Source organism: Sphingomonas sp. CCH9-E2 (genome assembly GCF_001557215.1).
Lineage (GTDB): Bacteria > Pseudomonadota > Alphaproteobacteria > Sphingomonadales > Sphingomonadaceae > Sphingomonas.
The window spans coordinates 1-20,211 of record NZ_LSJM01000286.1; the positions used below are offsets into that span (position 1 = coordinate 1).

Annotated in this window: 24 protein-coding genes; 12 read left to right on the forward strand and 12 right to left on the reverse strand. The window is 66.5% G+C overall.

From position 1 onward, the window contains the following. From AX681_RS22520 to AX681_RS13210, 3 genes are all read left to right on the forward strand, one after another. Positions 1-343 (forward strand): hypothetical protein (locus AX681_RS22520; protein WP_197424293.1); only part of this gene is annotated, 343 nt, incomplete at its 5' end. Continuing rightward, positions 340-609, forward strand: coding sequence for a PqqD family protein (locus AX681_RS13205; protein ID WP_066662873.1), 270 nt, complete (start codon positions 340-342; stop codon positions 607-609). The genes AX681_RS22520 and AX681_RS13205, both read left to right, overlap by 4 nt. Next, positions 599-1,501, forward strand: coding sequence for a hypothetical protein (locus AX681_RS13210; protein WP_066682394.1), 903 nt, complete (start codon positions 599-601; stop codon positions 1,499-1,501). The genes AX681_RS13205 and AX681_RS13210 overlap by 11 nt, the downstream gene beginning before the upstream one ends. Here the strand turns inward: AX681_RS13210 and AX681_RS13215 are convergent. The 4 genes from AX681_RS13215 to hemA all read right to left on the reverse strand — a co-directional run bounded on the left by AX681_RS13215 (position 1,496) and on the right by hemA (position 5,107). Next, a complete protein-coding gene (locus AX681_RS13215; RefSeq protein ID WP_066665361.1) occupies positions 1,496-3,220 on the reverse strand; it encodes an asparagine synthase-related protein in 1,725 nt (574 codons plus the stop codon). The genes AX681_RS13210 and AX681_RS13215 overlap by 6 nt on opposite strands. A 100-nt stretch (positions 3,221-3,320) precedes the next feature. Continuing rightward, positions 3,321-3,539, reverse strand: a complete 219-nt coding sequence (locus AX681_RS13220; RefSeq protein WP_066665355.1) for a hypothetical protein — start codon at positions 3,537-3,539, stop codon at positions 3,321-3,323. Between the two features lie 15 nt (positions 3,540-3,554). After that, positions 3,555-3,704, reverse strand: a complete 150-nt coding sequence (locus AX681_RS22005; protein WP_156442964.1) for a hypothetical protein — start codon at positions 3,702-3,704, stop codon at positions 3,555-3,557. 161 nt (positions 3,705-3,865) lie between these two features. After that, complete coding sequence (gene hemA / locus AX681_RS13225; RefSeq protein WP_066665351.1) at positions 3,866-5,107, reverse strand: 5-aminolevulinate synthase; 1,242 nt, start codon at positions 5,105-5,107, stop codon at positions 3,866-3,868. A gap of 216 nt (positions 5,108-5,323) precedes the next feature. On the opposite strand from hemA, the gene AX681_RS22010 reads away from it, so the two are divergent. After that, positions 5,324-5,491 (forward strand): hypothetical protein, encoded by a 168-nt coding sequence (locus AX681_RS22010; protein WP_156442963.1) that lies wholly within the window; start codon positions 5,324-5,326, stop codon positions 5,489-5,491. Between the two features lie 15 nt (positions 5,492-5,506). On the opposite strand, the gene murI is transcribed toward AX681_RS22010, so the two are convergent. Beyond that, the gene (gene murI, locus AX681_RS13230; protein WP_066665342.1) at positions 5,507-6,298 is read right to left on the reverse strand and encodes a glutamate racemase; all 792 of its coding nucleotides are present in this window, start codon (positions 6,296-6,298) and stop codon (positions 5,507-5,509) included. Positions 6,299-6,372: 74 nt separating this feature from the next. Between murI and plsY the strand changes: the two genes are divergently transcribed. Together plsY and dprA are read left to right on the forward strand one after the other, a co-directional pair. Then, positions 6,373-6,978 (forward strand): glycerol-3-phosphate 1-O-acyltransferase PlsY, encoded by a 606-nt coding sequence (gene plsY, locus AX681_RS13235; protein WP_066665341.1) that lies wholly within the window; start codon positions 6,373-6,375, stop codon positions 6,976-6,978. Further along, positions 6,971-8,056: a DNA-processing protein DprA gene (gene dprA / locus AX681_RS13240; RefSeq protein WP_066665338.1), complete on the forward strand. Its 1,086-nt coding sequence runs from the start codon at positions 6,971-6,973 to the stop codon at positions 8,054-8,056. The genes plsY and dprA overlap by 8 nt, the downstream gene beginning before the upstream one ends. A 31-nt stretch (positions 8,057-8,087) precedes the next feature. Here dprA and AX681_RS13245 read toward each other — a convergent pair whose 3' ends face one another. Next, a complete protein-coding gene (locus tag AX681_RS13245) occupies positions 8,088-8,534 on the reverse strand; it encodes a hemerythrin domain-containing protein (RefSeq protein ID WP_066665336.1) in 447 nt (148 codons plus the stop codon). 122 nt (positions 8,535-8,656) lie between these two features. Between AX681_RS13245 and topA the strand changes: the two genes are divergently transcribed. Continuing rightward, a complete protein-coding gene (gene topA, locus AX681_RS13250; protein WP_066665334.1) occupies positions 8,657-11,197 on the forward strand; it encodes a type I DNA topoisomerase in 2,541 nt (846 codons plus the stop codon). A 4-nt stretch (positions 11,198-11,201) separates the two neighbouring features. Here the strand turns inward: topA and AX681_RS13255 are convergent, their stop codons facing one another. Together AX681_RS13255 and panC are read right to left on the reverse strand one after the other, a co-directional pair. Further along, positions 11,202-11,498 (reverse strand): hypothetical protein, encoded by a 297-nt coding sequence (locus AX681_RS13255; protein WP_066665332.1) that lies wholly within the window; start codon positions 11,496-11,498, stop codon positions 11,202-11,204. A gap of 85 nt (positions 11,499-11,583) precedes the next feature. Continuing rightward, positions 11,584-12,426 (reverse strand): pantoate--beta-alanine ligase, encoded by an 843-nt coding sequence (gene panC / locus AX681_RS13260; protein ID WP_066665370.1) that lies wholly within the window; start codon positions 12,424-12,426, stop codon positions 11,584-11,586. A gap of 77 nt (positions 12,427-12,503) precedes the next feature. Between panC and AX681_RS13265 the strand changes: the two genes are divergently transcribed. From AX681_RS13265 to AX681_RS13280, 4 genes are all read left to right on the forward strand, one after another. Then, positions 12,504-13,304, forward strand: a complete 801-nt coding sequence (locus tag AX681_RS13265) for a division plane positioning ATPase MipZ (RefSeq protein ID WP_066665323.1) — start codon at positions 12,504-12,506, stop codon at positions 13,302-13,304. After that, positions 13,301-13,609, forward strand: a complete 309-nt coding sequence (locus AX681_RS13270) for a J domain-containing protein (RefSeq protein ID WP_082738194.1) — start codon at positions 13,301-13,303, stop codon at positions 13,607-13,609. The genes AX681_RS13265 and AX681_RS13270 overlap by 4 nt, the downstream gene beginning before the upstream one ends. A gap of 86 nt (positions 13,610-13,695) precedes the next feature. Continuing rightward, the gene (gene pgmG, locus AX681_RS13275; RefSeq protein WP_066665322.1) at positions 13,696-15,078 is read left to right on the forward strand and encodes a phosphoglucomutase/phosphomannomutase PgmG; all 1,383 of its coding nucleotides are present in this window, start codon (positions 13,696-13,698) and stop codon (positions 15,076-15,078) included. Positions 15,079-15,127: 49 nt separating this feature from the next. Then, entirely contained in the window at positions 15,128-15,889 is a 762-nt protein-coding gene (locus AX681_RS13280) for an exonuclease domain-containing protein (RefSeq protein ID WP_066665365.1), read from the forward strand. Positions 15,890-16,060: 171 nt separating this feature from the next. On the opposite strand, the gene AX681_RS13285 is transcribed toward AX681_RS13280, so the two are convergent. The 4 genes from AX681_RS13285 to AX681_RS13300 all read right to left on the reverse strand — a co-directional run bounded on the left by AX681_RS13285 (position 16,061) and on the right by AX681_RS13300 (position 19,224). Next, complete coding sequence (locus tag AX681_RS13285; RefSeq protein ID WP_066665318.1) at positions 16,061-16,978, reverse strand: TraB/GumN family protein; 918 nt, start codon at positions 16,976-16,978, stop codon at positions 16,061-16,063. A gap of 35 nt (positions 16,979-17,013) precedes the next feature. Beyond that, on the reverse strand, positions 17,014-17,454 hold the full coding sequence (locus tag AX681_RS13290) for a hypothetical protein (protein ID WP_156442962.1): 441 nt from the start codon (positions 17,452-17,454) through the stop codon (positions 17,014-17,016). Then, on the reverse strand, positions 17,426-17,635 hold the full coding sequence (locus AX681_RS13295; RefSeq protein WP_066665316.1) for a helix-turn-helix transcriptional regulator: 210 nt from the start codon (positions 17,633-17,635) through the stop codon (positions 17,426-17,428). The genes AX681_RS13290 and AX681_RS13295 overlap by 29 nt, the downstream gene beginning before the upstream one ends. A gap of 65 nt (positions 17,636-17,700) precedes the next feature. Then, complete coding sequence (locus tag AX681_RS13300) at positions 17,701-19,224, reverse strand: sodium:solute symporter family transporter (RefSeq protein ID WP_066665315.1); 1,524 nt, start codon at positions 19,222-19,224, stop codon at positions 17,701-17,703. Between the two features lie 100 nt (positions 19,225-19,324). On the opposite strand from AX681_RS13300, the gene ku reads away from it, so the two are divergent. Continuing rightward, on the forward strand, positions 19,325-20,209 hold the full coding sequence (ku, locus tag AX681_RS13305) for a non-homologous end joining protein Ku (RefSeq protein WP_066665312.1): 885 nt from the start codon (positions 19,325-19,327) through the stop codon (positions 20,207-20,209). The last annotated feature ends 2 nt before the right edge of the window (positions 20,210-20,211 follow it).

A 20,211-nucleotide genomic window follows, 5' to 3' on the forward strand; every position in this document is an offset into this window, starting at 1 on the left:
GGGCGAGGCTGCGGCGGACCGCCGATTCGTTCCGGTGCCGCCCGGCCGGTCCTGCGCCGGCGCAAGCATTGCGGCAATCCTGCTGCTCGACCCGCAGACCGACGGCAATGGCGATGCAGTCCGGCTCGATCCGGTCGCGGCTGTGACGGGCCTGCTGACGCACCGACACCGGCCGCGCGTGCCGGCGCTGCTTGGGCGCCTCGCCGAGTCTTTGCGTCATGCCACTCTACTCGCCAGCGAAATCCCGCTCTATAGCTGGCACCGACGTGCGGGCGTGGCGCTGCTCACGCCCGGCGAGTTGATGATGCTCGAGCGGATCGGGATGGGGAAAGAGATCGAATGACCGACGCAAAATGGACACGGAACGACGACTGGGTCGGCACGGCGATCGAGGACAGTTTCGTGATGGTGAACATCGGCAATGGCAGCTATGTCGCGCTGAACGAGACCGCCCGGGCGATCTGGGAAGTACTTGATGCCCCGCGGACCCAGGCCGAGATCGAGGCCAGCCTGCGAGCGCAGTTCGACGTTACGCCGGACGCCTGTACCGCTGCCGTGACGCGTACGCTGGCGGACATGGAGGTCCAGCAGCTCGCTCATGTTGCCTGAGCCGCTCCACGCGGCGCATGCCTATGGACTGAACTGGACCAGCGCATTTCCGCTCGCTCAATTCGCACCGGGGATGCGCGCGGAACGCGCAACGGTGGCCGTGCATCGGGTGGCCGCGCTACAGCCGCGTACGCCGCTGATGCCCGTGCGGGCCGGGGCGGTCTATGCCGATGGAACGCGCTTTCCCTGGCATCGCCAGGCGGTTTTCGACATGCGCGACGGGCAAGAAATCGACGTGCTGCCCGGGCCGGGCTGGAGCGGGGCCTTGCCCCACGCCTTTTACGGGACCGTCGTCGCGCACCTGCTCGCGTGGCGCGGGCTGATCCCGATGCACGGCTGTGCCGTGGCGGTCGACGGGCGCGCCGCGCTGATTCTCGGCACCGCCGGCGCGGGCAAGTCCAGCCTTACCGCCGGGCTGATTGCGGCGGGTGCGACATTGGTCAGCGACGATCTGTCGGCTGTGGCGGTCGATGCCGCGGCGGGGGGCCATGCCATGGTCCTTCCCGGACGCACGACCATCCGGCTCGATCCACTGGTAGCCGACTGGATCGACGGTGAGCGACTGGCGCTGCCGGCGCACGACACGCGCGGCAAGGCGGTGCTGCGTCCTGCAGCGCTCAGCGGAACAGAGCCATTGCCGCTCGCCGGCGTGATCATCCTGCGCCGCAGGACGGAGGCGATTCCGCCGCTGGCGCGTGCCGCGCTGTTCGCAAGCCATCTGTTCCGCCCGGCATGGATGGCAGCGCTCCCCAACAGAGCGGAGCGGACGCGCGCCTTGCTGATGCTGGCGGCGAACCTTCCGGTCACCGACTTTCCGGCCGTCGCCGACGGCGGAGAAACAGCGCACCGGGAGCGTGCCCGCGCCGCACTCGCGCACATCCGCAATCTATAGCAATCCGCGCCACCAGGCGAAGAACGCTCCGGCCAGCGCCGTCAGCTGAACCCGGACCGCCTCGCTATAATCCGCAGTGGCACCGCGCGCCGCATGGGCGAGGCCGCGGTCCAGCGCTTCGAGATCGATCCACTCATCCGCCCCGGCGCGGCGGAACAACGGGATCTGCGCGCGCGCGGCCTCAGCTTCGCTGCGCAGCCTGAACATATAGTCCGGCGCGAACCCCGGTCCCTTGCCGCGCTGCACGATCGAGTCGGGCAGCTTGCCGGCGAGCAGCCGGCGGGCAGGGGTGCGCGCACCCGGCTCCGGGTACAGCATCGCCGCGGGAAAGCCGGCGAACAGCGCAATCAGCCGCGGATCGCGAAACGGCATCGCCACGCGCACCCGACCAAGGTCGAGCGAGGCGGGTGAGCGCACCGCCTTGGCGATGCCCTGGCTGACGCCCCATAGTGCGCCGGGTTCGGGAAGGCGCATCGGGCTGGCGGGCTGCTGCAGCGTTTCGCGCAGCGGCGCGGGTGGCTGGGCGAGCCAGTGCGGGGCAAGATAGACGTGAAAGGCCGGTCCGGGCCTGGGGGCCGATGTGCGCAGCCGCTGGCGCGCGGCGCGCCACCAGGATTCCCGGCGATGCAGTGGCAGCGGATTGGAGAAGGTGAGCTCGCCGAACAGCCCATCGAACAGCACATTGGACCCCGCAGCGTGGCACTGTTCGGCGAAGCGATGATAGAGATAATGCCGAACGCTAAGGCTCGGGCCGTTGGCGTCGCGGAATAGCTTCGGATCGGGGCGATAGGGACCAGGCAGAGCCGTGGTCACCACCGGCTCATGCGCAATGCCGAGATGGGCGGCAACGATTGCAGCTTCTGCGACTTCGTCGATCTGATCCGTGCCCGGGGCCGCCGCAGAGGTCAGGAATCGCAGCTGCTCGCCGGAATGCAACGCCTGCGCCGTCGCCCAGGCCAGTGTCGCGGAATCGAGCCCGCCGCTCAGCATGCACGCATAATTGCCGCCGACCATGCGCTGACGCACGATGCGCAGGATCATCTCCGCAGCCTCGGCCATCGCCGCGTTCAGGTCGCCGCGCCAGTCGGGATTGGCCCCGATCGCAACTGGCGGTGCCGTCCGGACGCCTTGTCGGTCGATCGTCACATGTTCGCCCGCGTCGAGCGCGCAGATCCCCTCGACCGGCGTGCGGGCGTCTCCGGTAGGTCGCAGGATCGGGCGCCCCAGCGCCATGAACAGCCCCGCCGGGTCGAACCGGTCGCCCACCCAGGATATTTGGCTCAACTGGCGCAGATCCGGGCCGATCGCGATCCGGCGGCCGCGCACGGCATAGAGCAGCGGGTCGCGCAAGGCAAGCGACGCGACCATTACCACTGCGCGACCGTCCCAGCGGACCAGCGTCCACTCGCCATGGAGCAGCGCCCGGATGTCGGAACCGTATCGCGCCAGCGCCGCGCGCGCGATCTCCACATGCGGCGTCTCCGGGCTCAGGCCGAGCTGCCGCGCAACCGGCACCGGTTCATCCAGTCGACCGAGGAACAGGGTCAGTGCGCCGTCATCCTGCGCGCACTGCGCCGCGCCGGGATCGGCCAGGTCAATCACAGCGGCAACGCCACCCGACCCGCCATCGTCAGGCCCCAGGCCGAGGATCGCCGCGGCCGCTGCATCGGGCGGTGCGCCGTCGAGATCGAACAGGCCGTAAAGTCCAGTGCGGTCCATCGCTTACCAGCTCCATCCGCGCCTGATCGCGTCCGCCGACCGGGGACCGTCGCACCGACAGGGGCATCGATCCTCCGCAAACGCGCGCGCTGGGAAGGCTTTACGCCGAGGCGGTGCCACGGTGCGCACTATTCGAAATGTCGATTAAGCCAGCCTGACCATTCAGGTCGCTGCGCTGCGACACCGTGTCTGCGGTGCGGTCATGCCCGCCGGACCGTCGGCACATCACCGCTCGACGGCGCACACCAATGATCGTCGCTGCCACCGGCAGCGGATAGGCAAAGGCGGGGCACGGTCGGTGACCGTTGCCCAGCGCCATGTGTTCAAAATCTGCTCAGGATTTCGTGCAATCAGACTTCGGGCCACCATCGAAACCGGCGGTTGGAAGACCGGCAGTCTCCTCGATCGCGAGCGTCGAGATTTCGGGCTCAACCCAGGTCCGCAGCGCTGCGACCGGCTGTTCGATGTCGTTACGATCCGTCATGATTACCCCTCTTCAGATCTAAGCCGTCTACACAAGCCAAGGTCGTGTGATCACATTCCTTGACGGCGCGCCTTAAGGCTCTGCGACTGTTACCTAACCATGCTCAGTATCGCTGACAAGTTACCAAATCATAGCGGACCAATTCGGTACAGTAACGAAATTCACGCCGCAGCGCGCAGCGCGAGGCGCTCCCAGATCTCCACCAGTGCCGCGGTCAATTCGGCCATCATCGCTTCGTCATGCGCCGGACCGGGGGTAAAGCGCAGCCGTTCGGTCCCGCGCGGGACGGTCGGATAATTGATCGGCTGAACATAAACACCATATTCGGCAAGCAGGATGTCGCTGATCTTCTTGGCGCGGACGGGGTCGCCAACCATGAGCGGCACGATGTGCGTCGTCGTGTTCATCACCGGCAGCCCGGCATCGGCGAACATCGCCTTGAGCGTTGCCGCTGCCGCCTGCTGCCCATCGCGCTCTTCGCTCGATTGCTTGAGGTGGCGCACCGACGCGAGCGCCCCCGCGACCAGCACGGGCGAGAGCGAGGTGGTGAAGATGAAGCCGGGCGCATAGCTGCGGATCACGTCGATGATCGTGCGATCGGCCGCGATATATCCGCCCATCACCCCAAACGCCTTGCCCAGCGTCCCTTCGACGATCGTGAGGCGCGACGCCGCATCGTCACGCTCCGAAATCCCGCCACCACGCGCGCCATACATGCCGACCGCATGCACTTCGTCGAGATACGTCAGCGCGTTATACTTGTCGGCAAGGTCGCAGATCGCGTGAATCGGCGCGACATCGCCGTCCATCGAGTAAACGCTCTCGAACGCGATCAGCTTGGGCACCGACGGATCGTCCGCCGCCAGCAATTCCTCGAGATGCTCCAGGTCATTGTGGCGCCACACCCGCTTCTCGCACCCGGAATTGCGGATGCCGGCGATCATCGATGCGTGGTTGAGCTCGTCGGAATAGATGATGCAGCCGGGCAGCACCTTGGCCAGCGTCGACAGTGTGGCCTCGTTTGAGACATAGCCGCTGGTGAACAGCAGCGCCGCTTCCTTGCCGTGCAAATCGGCCAGCTCGGTCTCCAAGTCGACGTGATAATGGGTGTTGCCGCCGATATTGCGGGTGCCGCCCGACCCGGCGCCGACATCGTGCAGCGCCTCTTCCATCGCGGCGATCACCTTGGGATGCTGACCCATGGCGAGATAGTCGTTGGAACACCACACGGTGATCGGCTTCGGCCCGTTATGCCCGGCAAAGCAGCGCGCGTTCGGGAACATGCCCTTGTTGCGCAAGATATCGATGAAGACGCGATACCGCCCTTCGGCATGGAGCCGGTCGATCGCCTGGTTGAACACGCGCGAATAATCCACCGCGCGCGGAGTTGCCTCGCTGGTCATCCGATCCCGTTAGCGAAATTCGGGGCGGCGCGCCACTGTGCCAATCACCTAGTTTTTCGATCAGCACGATCGGAACCTCGTTGCGCCCCTGCTTGCCCCAGATCAGGACTCGGGACTACCCATTATGGTATGATCTCCGCACCGCGGAACGGGACTCCGGGCATTTCCGTGGCTGAGAGACCATAGCGCTTCCGCTTGAAAAATTGGGAGATTACGATGTCGCAGACCGATATCGACTATTTTACGCGGCGTGAGCAGGCCGAGCGTGACCGGGCGGCCAAGGCGAACGACTCGGGCGCACGCTACGCGCATCTCGCCATGGCCGATGGGTATGCCAGGCGCGTCAAGGTGATGAGCGAGATCCCCGCGATCCCGCTGCGCTGAACGCAAGTTCCCGCGTCAGAGCGTCTCGACGCGGTCGAGGCCATAGGTCGCCAGCGCCGGGACCAGCGCGGGATCAGGTGCCGCGGTGAACACCGCCACGCCGGGCGCGGGGCGACCCGCCCAGGCCTGCCCCGCCGTCAGATGTGCGATTCGTCGCGATATCCCCGGCCCGCCATCGACGAAGCGCACGGGATGCGGCGCGGCGATGGCAAGTTCCTCTGCTACCAGTGGAAAATGGGTGCAGGCGTTGACGATCACGTCGATCCGCTCCCCCCCGGCCTGCCCGAACAGACCGTCGAGCACGGCGCGATAGTGCGCCGGATTCTGTTCCGCGCCGCGCAGTTTCGCCTCGGCGAGTTCGACCAGCGCCGCGCTGCCGTGGCGCAGGACGATGCAGTCGGCAGCAAAGCGCGCGGTCAGATCGTCGACATAGGGCTGGCGCACCGTCGCCTGCGTCCCGAGCACGCCGATCACGCGTGTGCGCGACGCTTCGGCTGCTGGCTTGATCGCCGGCACGGTGCCGACGATCGGCACGTGTAGCGCGGCGCGGACATGGGCAAGCGCGATGGTCGACGCGGTGTTGCAGGCGATGACGATCAGCCGCGGCTTGTATCGCTCGGCCAGCCGCCCGAGCAGCGCGGGCACGCGCGCCGCAATCTCCGCCTCGCTGCGCGTGCCATAGGGGAAACCGGCGCTGTCGGCGGCATAGACCAGGGGCGCGTTGGGAAGCAGCGCGCGCGCCGGTGCCAGCACCGACAATCCGCCCACGCCCGAATCGAAGAAGAGAAGGGGCCGGCTGTCGGCCATGCAGTGCGTCCGCTGATCGAGAATGTTGCGCCCGATTAGCGAACGACCTAGCCTTTGTCCAAGCAAGGGGACTCATGCACACGCAACTCACCACTATCGCGCCGGTGCTGGCCATCGTGCTGGGCTATCTCCTCGGGTCGATCCCGTTCGGGGTGATCCTGACCCGCCTCGCCGGGGCGGGCGACCTGCGCCAGATCGGGTCGGGCAATATCGGCGCGACCAACGTCCTACGTACCGGGCGCAAGGGACTGGCGGCGGCGACACTGCTGCTCGACCTGCTCAAGGGCGCGGCGGCGGTGTGGATTGCCGAGGCCCTCTGGCCCGGCCTCGGCATGCTCGCGGCGGCGGGCGCGTTCATCGGGCATTGCTACCCCGTCTGGCTGAAGTTCAAGGGCGGCAAGGGCGTGGCGACACTGATGGGTATTGTCCTCGCACTGCACTGGCCGTCGGGCATCGTGTTCGCGGTCGTGTGGCTGGTGCTGCTGGCGACGCTGCGTATCTCCTCGGTCGCCGGAATGGCGGCGGCAGTCAGCGCGCCGGTCAGTGCGGCGATCATGCACCGCTTCAACCTCGTCCTGCTGCTGGTCGTGCTCGCGCTGATCGTGTTGTGGAAGCATCGCGAGAATGTCGAGCGGCTGCTCGCCGGGACCGAGCCGCGCATCGGGCGCAAGCATGGCTGACGAGGCCGCGCGCCTCGCCCGCCTCCGCCTGATCCGGTCGCCGCGCATCGGCCCGGTCACCTATCGCCAGCTGATCGCGCGCTTCGGTGACGCCCAGGCGGCGCTCGATGCGCTCCCTGCACTCGCCCTGCGCGGGGGCGGGCAGGGCGCGACGCTCGCCGATCCCGCGCATGTTCGACGCGAGCTGGCGGCAGTCGAACGACTTGGTGCGCGCCATGTCTTTCTCGACGACCCCGATTATCCGTTTCTGCTGGCCGAGCTCGAAAATGCCCCGCCTGCGCTGATCGTGCGCGGCGATCTCGGGCTGCTCGCGCGGCCGTGCGTCGCGATGGTTGGCGCGCGCAACGCATCGGCGGCGGCGTGTCGCTTTGCGCGGCAGCTGGCACAGGGGCTGGGGGATGCCGGGGCGACGATCGTCTCGGGTCTGGCGCGCGGCATCGACACCGCCGCGCATCACGGCTCGCTCGCCAGGGGAACGGTCGGCGTGATCGCGAGCGGCATCGACATCGCCTTCCCGCCCGAAAATGCCGAACTTCAGGAACAGGTTGCGCAGCGCGGCCTGCTGATCGCCGAACAGCCGCCGGGCGCCGAACCGCTCGCGCGTCACTTCCCCTCGCGCAACCGCATCATCGCCGGGCTCGCGCAAGGGACGGTGGTGGTCGAGGCTGCGCCACGCTCCGGCTCGCTGATCACCGCGCGCATCGCTGCGGAGGCGGGACGTGAGGTGATGGCGGTTCCCGGCTCGCCGCTCGACCCGCGCGCGCAGGGCTGCAACCAGCTGATCCGCGAAGGCGCGACCCTGGTGCAGGGCGTCGATGACATTCTCGAAATGATCCGCCCGATCGACGCGCGCGCGGTCCGCTCGCCCGTTACGGGCTTCGGTGCCGAGCCGGGGAGCGAACCCGACGCGGCCGAGCGCAACCGGGTCGAGGGACTGCTCGGCCCGGTGCCGGTGCCGGTCGATGAACTGATCCGCCAGTCGGCCCTGCCCGGGGCGGCGGTGCAGCTGGTGCTGCTCGAACTCGAACTTGCGGGTCGGCTGGAGCGGCACGCCGGCGGGCGGGTCAGTCTGCGGTGAGCGCGCCGACCGCTCAGCGCAGATAACGGTCTTAACCCGCCATCATCCGCGCACCGGCCTCGCGCAAGGTGAGCGTGCCACAGGCAAGCGCCAGCGGATACAAAATCTCGTTTTCGATTCGCACCCGTGCCGCCAGCGCGGACAGGACGCGCTTGCTCGCCTCGACGAACAGCTCGCGGTCGCCGTCGATCTCGTCGGCGGTCCATTCATCGACATAGGCGCGCCATTGCCTGGCCAGCTGCTCGAAATCGCCCATGGCGATCTCCGCCGCCTCGCGCTGTGCCATGTCGCCCTTGGCGAGCAGATGCGGATAGACTTCAAGGTCTTCGGTCGCGAGATGCGCGACCAGGTCAGTGTCGAGCGCGACGATCATCGTGCGCAGCAACGTCGGCGATGCGCTGGCAGCCGCGCGGATCAGCGCGTCGCCACGGGCGGCGATCTGGGCATGTTCGGCAATCAGACGCTCGATCGAAACCATTCCTCACCCCTTCTCCGCCGACTCGTATAGGCCAAGCTGGTTAAGAGGGGGTGGCGTTCCGCTTGACGCCCGCTATTCAGCCTCCCCATCCTCGCGCGTACACGTAAGGACCGCCAGATTTCATGCAGCTCGTCATCGTCGAATCGCCCGCAAAGGCGAAAACCATCGAGAAATATCTGGGCAAGGATTATCGCGTCCTCGCCTCCTATGGCCACATCCGCGACCTGCCGCCCAAGGATGGGTCGGTGCAACCCGATGACGGCTTTGCGATGGAGTGGGAAACCTATCCCGACAAGGCCAAGCAGCTCAAGGCGATCACCGACGAGGCGAAGAAGGCCGATCGCCTGATCCTCGCCACCGACCCCGACCGCGAGGGGGAGGCGATCAGCTGGCACGTTCAGGAAGTGCTCGCGAAGAAGAAGGCGCTGCCCAAGGAGGTCGAACGCGTCACCTTCAACGCGATCACCAAGGCGGCGGTGACTCAGGCGATGGCCGCGCCGCGCCAGCTCGATACCGACCTGATCGACGCCTATCGCGCGCGCCGTGCGCTCGACTATCTGGTCGGCTTCACCCTCTCGCCGGTGCTGTGGCGCAAACTCCCCGGTGCCAAGTCGGCGGGCCGCGTCCAGTCGGTCGCGCTGCGCCTGATCGTCGAGCGCGAGCGTGAGATCGAGCTGTTCAAGGCACAGGAATATTGGTCGGTCGTCGCGCATCTGGAGCACGACGGCACCGCGTTCGACGCGCGGCTAGTGCGGTTCGAGGGCAAGAAGCTCGACCGGCTGTCGATCGGTACCGAAGGCGTGGCGATGCGCGCGAAGGCCGCGGTCGAGCAGGGCCGCTTCACCGTCGCGAGCGTCGAGACCAAGCCGGCGATGCGCAATCCGCCGCCGCCCTTCACCACCTCGACCCTGCAGCAGGAGGCGGCGCGCAAGCTCGGCTTCTCCGCCAGCCACACGATGCGGATCGCGCAGGCGCTCTACGAGGATGGCGCGATCACCTATATGCGGACCGACGGCGTGCAGATGGACGGCAGCGCCATCGACGCCGCGCGCAAGGCGATCCACGACCGCTATTCGGGTGCGTACGTTCCCGACAAGCCGCGCCAATATCAGACCAAGGCCAAGAATGCGCAGGAAGCGCATGAGGCGATCCGTCCGACCGATTTCAGCAAGGATCGCGCCGGTTCGGGCGACCATGCCAAGCTGTATGAGCTGATCTGGAAGCGCGCGCTGGCGAGCCAGATGGCGTCGGCGCGTATGGAGCGCACCACGGTCGAGCTGGAGGAGCCGACCGGCCAGGATGCGCTGCGTGCGACCGGGCAGGTGGTGCTCTTCCCCGGCTATCTCGCGCTCTATGAGGAAGGCCGAGACGACGAGGGCGATGAGGACAGCCGCCGCCTGCCGGTGATCCGTCAGGGCGACACCCCGGCGAAGAAGGGCGTCGATGCCGAACAGCATTTCACCCAGCCGCCGCCGCGCTTCTCCGAAGCCTCGCTGGTCAAGCGGCTGGAGGAACTCGGCATCGGTCGTCCCTCGACCTATGCCTCGATCATTCAGGTGCTCAAGGACCGCGCCTATGTGCGGGTCGAGAAGAATCGTTTCTTCGCCGAGGAAACCGGGCGGTTGCTGGTGGCGTTCCTGGAACGCTTCTTCGAGAAATACGTCAATTACGACTTCACGGCGGGGCTTGAGGAAGAGCTGGACGACGTGTCGGGCGGGCGCGCCGGGTGGCAGGCGGTGCTCGCCGCCTTCTGGCGCGATTTCCAGCCGCGCACGGCGGAAGTCATGGAGCGCAAGCCGAGCGAGGTGACCGAGGCGCTCGACCAGTTCCTCGAACCCTATCTCTTCCCCGACAAGGGCGACGGCACCGATCCGCGGCTCTGCCCGTCCTGCGGCACTGGGCGGCTGGCGCTGCGGGGCGGCAAGTTCGGCGCGTTCGTCGCCTGCTCAAACTATCCCGACTGCAAATTCACCCGCCGCTTCGGCCAGCCGGGCGGCGCGGACGGCGGGGACAGCGGACCGGAAGTGATCGGCACCGACCCCGACACGGGTGAGGAAATCAGCCGTCGCTCGGGCCGGTTCGGACCGTACATCCAGCGCGGCGAGGGCAAGGAGGCGGCGCGCGCGTCGATCCCGAAGGACATCCCCGAGCTGGATCTGGACTGGGCGGTCAAGTTGCTCAACCTGCCGCGCACGATCGGCGACCATCCCGAAAGCGGCAAGCCGATTACCGCGTCGATCGGTCGCTATGGCCCCTATCTGGCGCATGACGGCAAATATGCCCGGCTGACCTCGACGGCGGAGGTGTTCGAAACCGGCATGAACGCGGCCGTGGTGAAGCTGGCCGAAGCGGCAGCGGGCGGCGGACGACCGCAGCGCGGATCGCGCGATGCCTTGAAGCTGCTGGGGGCACACCCGGTGTCGGGCGCGGAGATCAAGCTGATGGAGGGGCGCTACGGCGCGTACCTCACCGACGGCACGACCAATGCGACCCTGCCCAAGACGGTCGATCAGGCGGCGCTGACGCTCGACGAAGCGGTTCAGCTGATCGATGCCAAGGCCACGGCCGGCCCTGCCAAGAAGAAGGGCGGGCGCAAGGCTCCGGCGAAGAAGGCACCGGCCAAGAAGGCCGCGCCGAAGAAGAAGGCGGCGGCGAAGACCTAACGGATCAGGCCGCGCGCAGGCTCGTCATCTGCAGCCAGGCGCGCGCCTGCTTCTGCGCTTCGATGATCTCGCGCGCGGTCATTTCTTCCGCGACTTCGGCCCGCATATAGGGGGCGTGCGCGCTGCCCTTCAGGGCGGCGATGTTGAACCATTTGTGGGCTTCGATCAGGTCCATGTCGACGCCCGACGCGCCGCTGGAATAGACCATGCCGAGCTCATAGGCCGCGTCGGCGCTACCGCGCGCCGCATCCGCCAGCCGGCTGTCGATCAGGAACTGTGCGCTCTTAATGCTGTTGCCCATGACTTTGCCCCACTTTGCTTCGCTCTCATCATGACAGCGAGCTTGGGGCATTCATGGTAAGCAAATGGTTAACGCGATTTACCGGTCAATCCGGGGCGGCCACAGCGACATTGTCGATCAGACGCGTGCCCGCGATCCGGGCGGCGGCGAGCAGTCGGCGGGCCTGGCCCGCGACTGGTGCGCCAAGGCTCGCGGCGTCGACCAGCTCGACATAATCGACGTCGAACCCCGCAGCTTCGAGCGACGCGCGGGCGGTGGTGAGCGCAGCGGCGGGATCGTCGCCCTTTTCGATCGCGCGCACCGCGACGCCCAGCGCGCGGGGCAGGGCGACCGCCGCCGCGCGATCCTCGGGCAAGAGATAGGCGTTGCGGGAGGAGAGGGCGAGCCCGTCATCGTCGCGCTGGGTCGGCACGCCACGGATCTCGATATCGAAATCCAGGTCGGCGACCATGCGCCGGATCACCGCGAGCTGCTGGAAATCCTTCTCCCCGAACAGCGCGACATCGGGCTTCACTTGGTTGAACAGCTTGGCGACCACGGTGGCAACGCCATCGAAATGACCGGGCCGGGCAGCGCCGTCGAGCGGCTCGCTGACGCCCGCCACCGAGATGTTGGTTGCGTGGCCCTCCGGGTACATGGCTTCGACCGGCGGCATCCACAACAGGTCGACGCCGGCTTCGCTGAGCATCCGCGAATCCGCGAGCTCCTTGCGCGGATAGCGGGCCAGATCCTCATTCGGCCCGAACTGCTTGGGGTTGACGAAGATCGACACCACCACGCGCTGCCCGGCCAGCTTTGCCTGCGCCACCAGCGCCATATGTCCTGCATGCAGCGCGCCCATGGTGGGCACGAACGCGATCCGCTCCCCATTGGCACGGAATCCCGAAACGGCATCGCGAAGGTCGGACAGCTGACGGATGGTTTGCACGCGCACAAGGCCTTGGATATGGAACGAAGCGCGGCCTTCTATGGGGGGCGGGCCGGCTGTTCAATCAGGGAAGTTGAGTGACCGACGCATCGAACTCGCTGCACGTGATCGTCTTCGCCAACGAAAAGGGCGGGACTGGCAAATCCACCACCGCAGTCCACACCGCGATCGCACTCGCGATGAAGGGCGCGCGGGTGTCGTGCTTCGACCTCGACCATCGTCAGCGAACGATGGGCCGCTATCTCGACAACCGGCTCGAAACGATGAATCGCGCTGGGCGTCCACTGCCGATGCCGCGTTACGAGACGCATGATGGGGACAGCATCGCGCGCTTTTCCGAATCGCTGGAGCGGTTGGGGCAGGATACCGACTTCCTGATCATCGACACGCCGGGGCGCGACGACAAGTTCGGGCGGATCGCGATCACCAATGCCGACACGCTGGTGACGCCGATGAACGACAGCTTCGTCGATTTCGACCTTATCGGACAAGTCGATCCCGATACCTTTCGGGTGACGCGGCCAAGCTTCTATTCCGAGCTGATCTGGGATTCGCGCAAGCGCCGCGCCAAGGCGGACGGCCAGACGATCGATTGGGTCGTCCTGCGCAACCGCATGCAGCATATCGAGGCGCGCAACATGAAGCGCGTGTCGGAGGCAATCGACCAGCTCGCCAAGCGCGTCGGGTTCCGCGTCATCCCGGGCCTCTCCGAACGCGTGATCTATCGCGAACTGTTCCCCAAGGGGCTGACCATGCTCGACAGCCGCGAGTTCGGTGAAATGGGCCTCGCCCATGTCGCCGCGCGGCAGGAATTGCGCGAGATGATGGCAGGCCTCGCTCTGCCCGAGGTCGAAGCGGCGATGCCGCTGTTCGCATGATCTTCAAATTCCTGATCGGGCTGCTGCTCGCCTGGATTGGCTGGCGCTTGTGGCATGGCTGGGGACGGCCGCTGCCCGGCACGCCCAAGCCGGCCCCGGCACCGGCCGCGCGCGATCCCGAAGAGGCGGCGGCCTATGCCATTCTAGGCGTCGCGCCCGGTGCCGATCCCGACGAGATTCGCGCCGCGCACCGCCGACTGATCGCCAGCGTCCATCCCGATCGCGGCGGATCGCCCGAGCTGACGCGCCAGGTCAACGCCGCGCGCGACACGCTGCTCAAACCCAAGCTCGGCCCGAAAAACTGAAACGCATTGCGCTTAGCCGCGTTTCACGGTTGCACTTTGCGGTACGCGCGCGAAATGAAGCGCGTGGAATTTCCTCCGGAGGCCCAATGACCCATCGTTTCGATCCGACCTCGCTGCGCGAATATGACATCCGCGGAATCGTGGGCAAGACGCTGGGGCCGGATGATGCGCGCGCGATCGGCCGCGGGTTCGCGACGCTGCTGCGCCGCGCCGGCGGCACCCGCGTCGCGGTCGGTCGCGACGGGCGCGTGTCCTCGCCCGTGCTGGAGGCGGCGCTGGTCGAGGGGCTGACCGCATCGGGCTGCGACGTGGTGCGGATCGGCCTAGGGCCGACCCCGATGCTCTATTATGCCGAAGCGATCCTAGAAGTGGATGGCGGCATCCAGATAACCGGCAGCCATAATCCCGGCGATTACAATGGCTTCAAGATGGTGTTTCAGCACCGTCCGTTCTTTGGGCAGGACATCCAGACGCTGGGCAAGATGGCGGCCGAGGGCGACTGGGAAGACGGCGAGGGCACCGTTTCGGACGCCGATATCCTCGACGACTATGTCGGTCGCCTGCTGGCCGGCTATTCCGGAGGCACCTTCCGAGTCGGTTGGGACTGCGGCAATGGCGCGGCCGGCCCGGTGATCGAAAAGCTGGTCAAGCTGCTGCCCGGTGAGCATCACACGCTGTTCACGGATGTGGACGGCAATTTCCCCAATCATCATCCCGATCCTACCGAAGAGAAGAATCTGGCGCATCTCAAGGCGCTGGTCGCGGAGAAGAACCTGGATTTCGGACTGGCGTTCGACGGCGATGGCGACCGGATCGGCGCGATCGACGGGCAGGGCCGGGTGATCTGGGGCGATCAGCTTCTGTCCATTCTGGCCGAACCTGTGCTGCGCAAGGATCCCGGCGCAACGATCATAGCCGACGTGAAGGCCAGCCAGGCGCTGTACGACCGCATCGCCGAACTCGGCGGTCAGCCGCTGATGTGGAAGACCGGCCACAGCCTGATCAAGACCAAGATGAAGGAAACCGGTGCGCCGCTGGCAGGCGAAATGAGCGGGCATATCTTCTTCGCGCAGGATTATTATGGCTTCGACGACGCGCAGTACGCCGCGGTCCAGCTGATCAACGCGGTCCACCTGATCGGCAAGTCGATGAGCGCGATCCGCAGCGCGATGCCGGCCATCGTCAACACCCCCGAGATGCGTTTTCAGGTCGACGAAAGCCGCAAATTCGCGGTGATCGACGAGGTGCTGGCGCGGCTCAAGGCGGACGGCGCGGACGTCAACGACACCGATGGTGCACGGGTCAACACCCCCGATGGCTGGTGGCTGCTGCGCGCATCGAACACGCAGGACGTGCTGGTCGCTCGTGCCGAGGCGAAGGACGAAGCCGCGCTCGAACGGTTGCTCGCCATGATCGACGCCCAGCTGGCCGCCAGTGGTCTCGAACGCGGGCCGCAAGCCGGGCATTAAAGCCGATTGGGGGGTGGTGGAATCGCGGGTCTGCCTCCACATGGGGGGCATGGCTCCCGCCCCGCCCCAGATCATCCGCGTCATCGATCTCGAAACCACCGGCAACGCGCCGCCGCAGCATGGCGTGTGCGAAATCGGGTGGCAGGATGTCGCGCTGGGCAAGGACGGACGCTGGGAGCTGGAGGGTGAAGGCGGTGCGCGCCTGGTCAATCCCGGCCGGCCGATTCCGCCGCCGACCATGGCGATCCACCATATCCGCGACGAGGACGTGGCCGACGCGCCTTGGTGGCACGATGTCGCACGCCCGGTGCTCGACCCCTGGCCGCGCCGCGTCGCGCTGGCGGCGCATCGTGCGAGTTTCGAGGAGCAGTTCTGCACACCATCGCTGACGCGCGGGGCGGACTGGATCTGCACCTACAAATGCGCGCTGCGGTTGTGGCGCGACAGCCCGGGCTTTTCCAACCAGTTCCTGCGTTATTATCGCATGCCGGCGGGGCTGGAGCATGAGCGCGGGCTGCCCGCGCACCGCGCCTTTCCCGACGCCTATGTCACCGCACACCATCTGCGCGACATGCTGAACGAGGCGGGGGTGGCGCAGCTGATCGAATGGTCGAAGCTGCCCGGCCTGCTGCCGCGCGTCCGCTATGGTCCGGACCGCGGCAAGGAATGGAGCGAGATCGACGACGAGGCGCTCGACACCTTTCTGCAGGATCGCGACGAGGACATCCGCTACACCGCGCAGGTCGAACTGGAACGCCGCCGCGGCCGGGGGCCGGAGTTCAAACCGGTCCGCCAGCCGCAGCTGTTTTAAGGAGCGCTGCCACGAACAATCCTCCCCCGCCAGGGGGAGGTGTCGCCGAAGGCGACGGAGGGGGAGGAAGCGCCTCGGCCAGCGACATAGGGGTGTCGCTGTCCTCCCCCCCGTCAGGCTACGCCTGCCACCTCCCCCTGGCGGGGGAGCATCAAGGCGTCGCCCGCCAGCTCAATACTTGATTCGCGCGCTCTTGATCTGCCGCTTCTCGAGCATGACCTGAACGCTGTCCGGTCCGGACAGATGGCCCGCACCGACCGCCATGAACACCACGCCCGGCTTGTCGAGCCGCGTGTCGATCCACTCGGCCCAGCGCGCATTGCGGTCGGCGAGCAGCATCTTGCTGAGTTCCGGCGAGCTGCGCATCGCTTCGTTCATGATCGCGGCAAGGCCCTCGGCGTCGCCCTGCGACCATTCGGCCACCATCTTTTCGAACTCGGGGCCGATCTGGCCGAGCTGCGTCAGCGTTTCGGTCAGGAACTGGATCTGCGCGGCTTCCGACAGGCTGTCGAAAAAGCCGAACTGCTGTTCGATCGATTCCACGCCCGAGATCGGCTTGTTCGCCGCCTTGGCCGCGGTCGTCAGCGCGGTTTCCGCACCCGACGCCGGATTATAGCCCGCCTTCATCAGCGCCACGAGCGACAGCTGGTTGGCGGCGAACCACGGCTTCAGCCGCGCAAAGGCTTCGGCCGGAATGCCGGCATCGGCGACCGCCTTGGCAAAGGCTTCGCGCTTGTCGGCGGGCAGCCGGTCGGCCAGCGCGGGGCCGGTCGCCGCGACGCCATATTTCATGATCAGCGGCTGGACCGCGGCTGGATCGGGCATGTCCCCAATCTCGGTGACCAGCTCGCCGCTCGCGTCGAACGCGGTCTTCACCGCTTCGTCGAACCAGCTGAGGTTGGACGGCAGCACATGGATCGTGCCGAACAGATAGATGGTCGTGTCATCATCCTTCACCACCCACAGGGCGGGATCGGCGTCCTTGACCGCAGTGGCCGGGGCGGAGGCCGGGGCCTGCTGCGCCAGGGCGGCAGGAGCGACGAACAACAGGGCAAGCGCCGTCGCTGCGCGCGGCAGGTACTTCATCATCACAAACTCTCCGATGTTAACGGGTTGAGACAGGTTCAGGGTCGTAATTTCTTGTAGCCATAGGCCAGCAGCATCACCGCAAAGGTGGCGACGGCGAGTGCTTCATGCTGCGGCTCGCGGACCAATCCGCCGCGCCACCAGAGATACCAGTTGGCGTAGAGCGCGAGGTAGAAATTGAGCGCGATCGCCGATGCCCACAGATTGTCGCGGCGCTCCAATTCGTCGGTGACGCGATGATAGCGCCAGCCGCCATAGGCGATGCCGATCGTGGTGAGCAGCGACGCGGCGATCGCCCAGGCGGCGGGGATGCCTTCGAGGAACTCGCCGCCATCGACCTCGAACATCGCCGAGAAGAAGCCGACGACTGCGCCAAGGCCCATCAGCGTGAACAGGATGATCCGCTGGCGCCGGGTGCGGGCGCGGGCTGCGGCCAGACCGTCCTTCATTTCATTCGGCATCGTCATGCTCCGCGTCATCGAAAATCTCCTCGATGCTCAGGTCGAACAGTCGGGCGATGCGGAAGGCGAGCGGGAGCGAGGGATCGTATTTCCCCGTCTCGATCGCATTCACCGCCTGGCGCGACACGCCCAGATGCCCGCCCAGCTCGGACTGGCTCCAGTTGCGTTCGGCGCGCAGCACTTTCAGGCGATTTCGCATTCGTCACCGTTCCCTGACATTGTGTCAGCCACGGATGACTATATGTCAGGTGAACATGACACGTGTCAAGCGGCTTTTTTGCCCCTGGGAATTGCGGCGACGATGGCCGCCGCCAGCGTGCCGATGCACAGCTGATAGGGGAAGGCGAGCCCGATCGGGCCGATCATGAACGGCTGGAGCAGCAGCACGGTGACGAACCCGGTGAGCAGCGCGGCGATCACCGATGCGCTCGTCCCCCGTCTCGTGAACACCGCGATGGCATAGACGCCGAGCAGCCCGGCATAGGCGAACGCCATCACCTGCAACGCGAATTCGAGCAGCGGCATGTCGGTGTAGCGCTGCCAGTAGAAGCTGAGCACTGCCATCGCGAACATGGCGATGCCGACGACGCCCATGCCCCAGCGCCCGGCGCGCACATAATGTTTGGCGCTCGCGCCTCCGCGCCTTTCGCGCCAGGGCTGGTAGAAATCGGCGATCATCACCGACGACATGGCGTTGAGCGCCGAGTTGGTGGTCGCCACCGCCGCCGCGGTCACGCCGACACTGACCAGCCCGCGCAGTCCGGGCGGCACCTGCGTCAGGATATAGTGGACGAACACGGTGATCTTTTCACCCTCGAAGCTGGTCACCGCCTGATTGGCGGCGCCCATCAGATCGGGGCGGTTGTAGAAGACGTGCAGCAGCAGCCCGATCGTCACGAACATCGCGATCAGCGGGATGCTGGCGAGCTGCGACAGGATCAGGCCGCGCGCGCCGGTCTTCGCGTCCGGGCTCGCCAGCAGGCGCTGGGTCGTATCCTGATCGAGCCCGGCATTGGCGGTGTTGAGCAGGAACAGCCCGGTAAAGATCGCCAGCACCGTGAAGGGCTTCGACAGGTCGGTCGAGAAATCGAACAGGCGCAGCTTGTTGACCCCGTCGGGCGCATTGGCGAGCGCGTCGATCAGCTCGCCATTGGTCGCGGGAATCGACAGGCGGAGGAACACCAGCACCGCGACCGCCGATCCGGCATAGATCACGAACTGGAGCAGGTCGTTCCAGATCACCGACTTCAGCCCGCCGTGGAAGGTGAACAGAAAGCTGACCAGCATCACCCCGGCGGCGGACAGGATGATTGCGTGCGCCTCGATGCTGCCGAACGCGACCATCGCGATGGCAATGGCGGCGAGATAGACGCGCGCGCCCCCGGCGAACACGCGCCCGACCAGGAACATGCCGCCGGCCCAGCGCTTGGCCCGCGCGTCATAGCGCGCTTCGAGCAGCTCATAGACCGTCGTCGCGCGCATCGCGTAGAAGCGCGGGATCAGTACATAGGCGACGAAGATCGCGGCCAGGATCGCGGACACGACCGCACCGAGATAGCTGTAATCGCCGCGATACCCCTGATCCGGCGCGCCGAGAAAGGTTGCGGCGGACTGGGTCGCCGACAGCACCGACACGGCGGCGAGCCACGCCGGGACCGTACGCCCGGCGAGGAAATAATCCTTCGTGTCATCGGCATGAAAGCGCGAGAACAGCCACCCGCCCGCAAGCAGGACCAGCACGTAAAGCCCGACCACGATCCAGTCGAGCGCGGCAAATTGCGGCGTCATGGCCAAGGTGTAGCAGCGCCGCAGCGCGCGTCACCGGGAATCTTCGGAACGACTCCCGCGCTCAGGCTTTGAATCGGCCTCGCAACAACAAGGACGTCCGATGGCAGCGCGCGCATATTGGCAGGGGCAGATCCGTCTCGCGCTGGTTTCGATCCCCGTCGAAATCTACAGCGCGACCAGATCCGGCGCGCAGGTCGCCTTCCACCAGGTCCACGAACCCTCGGGCAAGCGGATCAAGTACGAAAAGGTCGTCCCGGGCATCGGACCGATCGACACCGATGAGATCATGAAGGGGTTCGAGGTCGAAAAGGGCGAATATGTCCTGCTCGATCAGGACGAGATCGACGCGGTGAAGCTCGAATCGAAAAAGACGCTGGAACTCACCCAGTTCGTCGACGCGCATGAGATCGACGTGCTCTATTACGAAAAGCCCTATTTCGTCGTCCCCGCCGACGACCTTGCCGAAGAGGCATTCGTGGTGCTGCGCGAGGCATTGAAGCGCACGAAGAAGGTCGGGCTCGGCCAGCTGGCGATGCGCGGGCGCGAATATGTCGTCAGCCTGAAACCCTGCGGGCGCGGGATGGTGCTGGAAACGCTGCGTTACGCCGATGAGGTGCACAAGGCACAGGGCTATTTCCGCGACATCCCCGACGCCGAACCGGATGCGGATCTGCTCGGCCTGGCCGAATCACTGATCGAGAAGAAATCGGCGAAGTTCGATCCCGCCACCTTCCACGACCGCTATGTCGACGCGCTCAAGGGACTGATCGCACGCAAGCAGAAGCAGAAGGGCAAGCGCAAGATCATCGAGGACAGCGATTCGGGCGACGACGCGCGCGGATCGAACGTCGTCGACCTGATGGCGGCGCTCAAGAAGAGCCTCGAAAAGCCGGGCGGTGCGGCCAAGTCGGCGAGCAAGGCACCCGCAAAGAAGGCTCCGGCGAAGAAGCCTGCGGCCAAGGCCCCGGCGCGCAAGCGGGCGTGAAG

Excerpts from the sequence above, each read along its gene's own strand:
- AX681_RS13205 (WP_066662873.1), top strand. The coding sequence starts at position 340 with ATGACCGACGCAAAATGGACACGGAACGACGACTGGGTCGGCACGGCG.
- AX681_RS13210 (WP_066682394.1), top strand. The coding sequence starts at position 599 with ATGTTGCCTGAGCCGCTCCACGCGGCGCATGCCTATGGACTGAACTGG.
- AX681_RS13215 (WP_066665361.1), bottom strand. The coding sequence starts at position 3,220 with ATGGACCGCACTGGACTTTACGGCCTGTTCGATCTCGACGGCGCACCG.
- AX681_RS13220 (WP_066665355.1), bottom strand. The coding sequence starts at position 3,539 with ATGGCGCTGGGCAACGGTCACCGACCGTGCCCCGCCTTTGCCTATCCG.
- AX681_RS22005 (WP_156442964.1), bottom strand. The coding sequence starts at position 3,704 with ATGACGGATCGTAACGACATCGAACAGCCGGTCGCAGCGCTGCGGACC.
- hemA (WP_066665351.1), bottom strand. The coding sequence starts at position 5,107 with ATGACCAGCGAGGCAACTCCGCGCGCGGTGGATTATTCGCGCGTGTTC.
- AX681_RS22010 (WP_156442963.1), top strand. The coding sequence starts at position 5,324 with ATGTCGCAGACCGATATCGACTATTTTACGCGGCGTGAGCAGGCCGAG.
- murI (WP_066665342.1), bottom strand. The coding sequence starts at position 6,298 with ATGGCCGACAGCCGGCCCCTTCTCTTCTTCGATTCGGGCGTGGGCGGA.
- plsY (WP_066665341.1), top strand. The coding sequence starts at position 6,373 with ATGCACACGCAACTCACCACTATCGCGCCGGTGCTGGCCATCGTGCTG.
- dprA (WP_066665338.1), top strand. The coding sequence starts at position 6,971 with ATGGCTGACGAGGCCGCGCGCCTCGCCCGCCTCCGCCTGATCCGGTCG.
- AX681_RS13245 (WP_066665336.1), bottom strand. The coding sequence starts at position 8,534 with ATGGTTTCGATCGAGCGTCTGATTGCCGAACATGCCCAGATCGCCGCC.
- topA (WP_066665334.1), top strand. The coding sequence starts at position 8,657 with ATGCAGCTCGTCATCGTCGAATCGCCCGCAAAGGCGAAAACCATCGAG.
- AX681_RS13255 (WP_066665332.1), bottom strand. The coding sequence starts at position 11,498 with ATGGGCAACAGCATTAAGAGCGCACAGTTCCTGATCGACAGCCGGCTG.
- AX681_RS13270 (WP_082738194.1), top strand. The coding sequence starts at position 13,301 with ATGATCTTCAAATTCCTGATCGGGCTGCTGCTCGCCTGGATTGGCTGG.
- pgmG (WP_066665322.1), top strand. The coding sequence starts at position 13,696 with ATGACCCATCGTTTCGATCCGACCTCGCTGCGCGAATATGACATCCGC.
- AX681_RS13280 (WP_066665365.1), top strand. The coding sequence starts at position 15,128 with ATGGCTCCCGCCCCGCCCCAGATCATCCGCGTCATCGATCTCGAAACC.
- AX681_RS13285 (WP_066665318.1), bottom strand. The coding sequence starts at position 16,978 with ATGATGAAGTACCTGCCGCGCGCAGCGACGGCGCTTGCCCTGTTGTTC.
- AX681_RS13290 (WP_156442962.1), bottom strand. The coding sequence starts at position 17,454 with ATGACGCGGAGCATGACGATGCCGAATGAAATGAAGGACGGTCTGGCC.
- AX681_RS13295 (WP_066665316.1), bottom strand. The coding sequence starts at position 17,635 with ATGCGAAATCGCCTGAAAGTGCTGCGCGCCGAACGCAACTGGAGCCAG.
- AX681_RS13300 (WP_066665315.1), bottom strand. The coding sequence starts at position 19,224 with ATGACGCCGCAATTTGCCGCGCTCGACTGGATCGTGGTCGGGCTTTAC.
- ku (WP_066665312.1), top strand. The coding sequence starts at position 19,325 with ATGGCAGCGCGCGCATATTGGCAGGGGCAGATCCGTCTCGCGCTGGTT.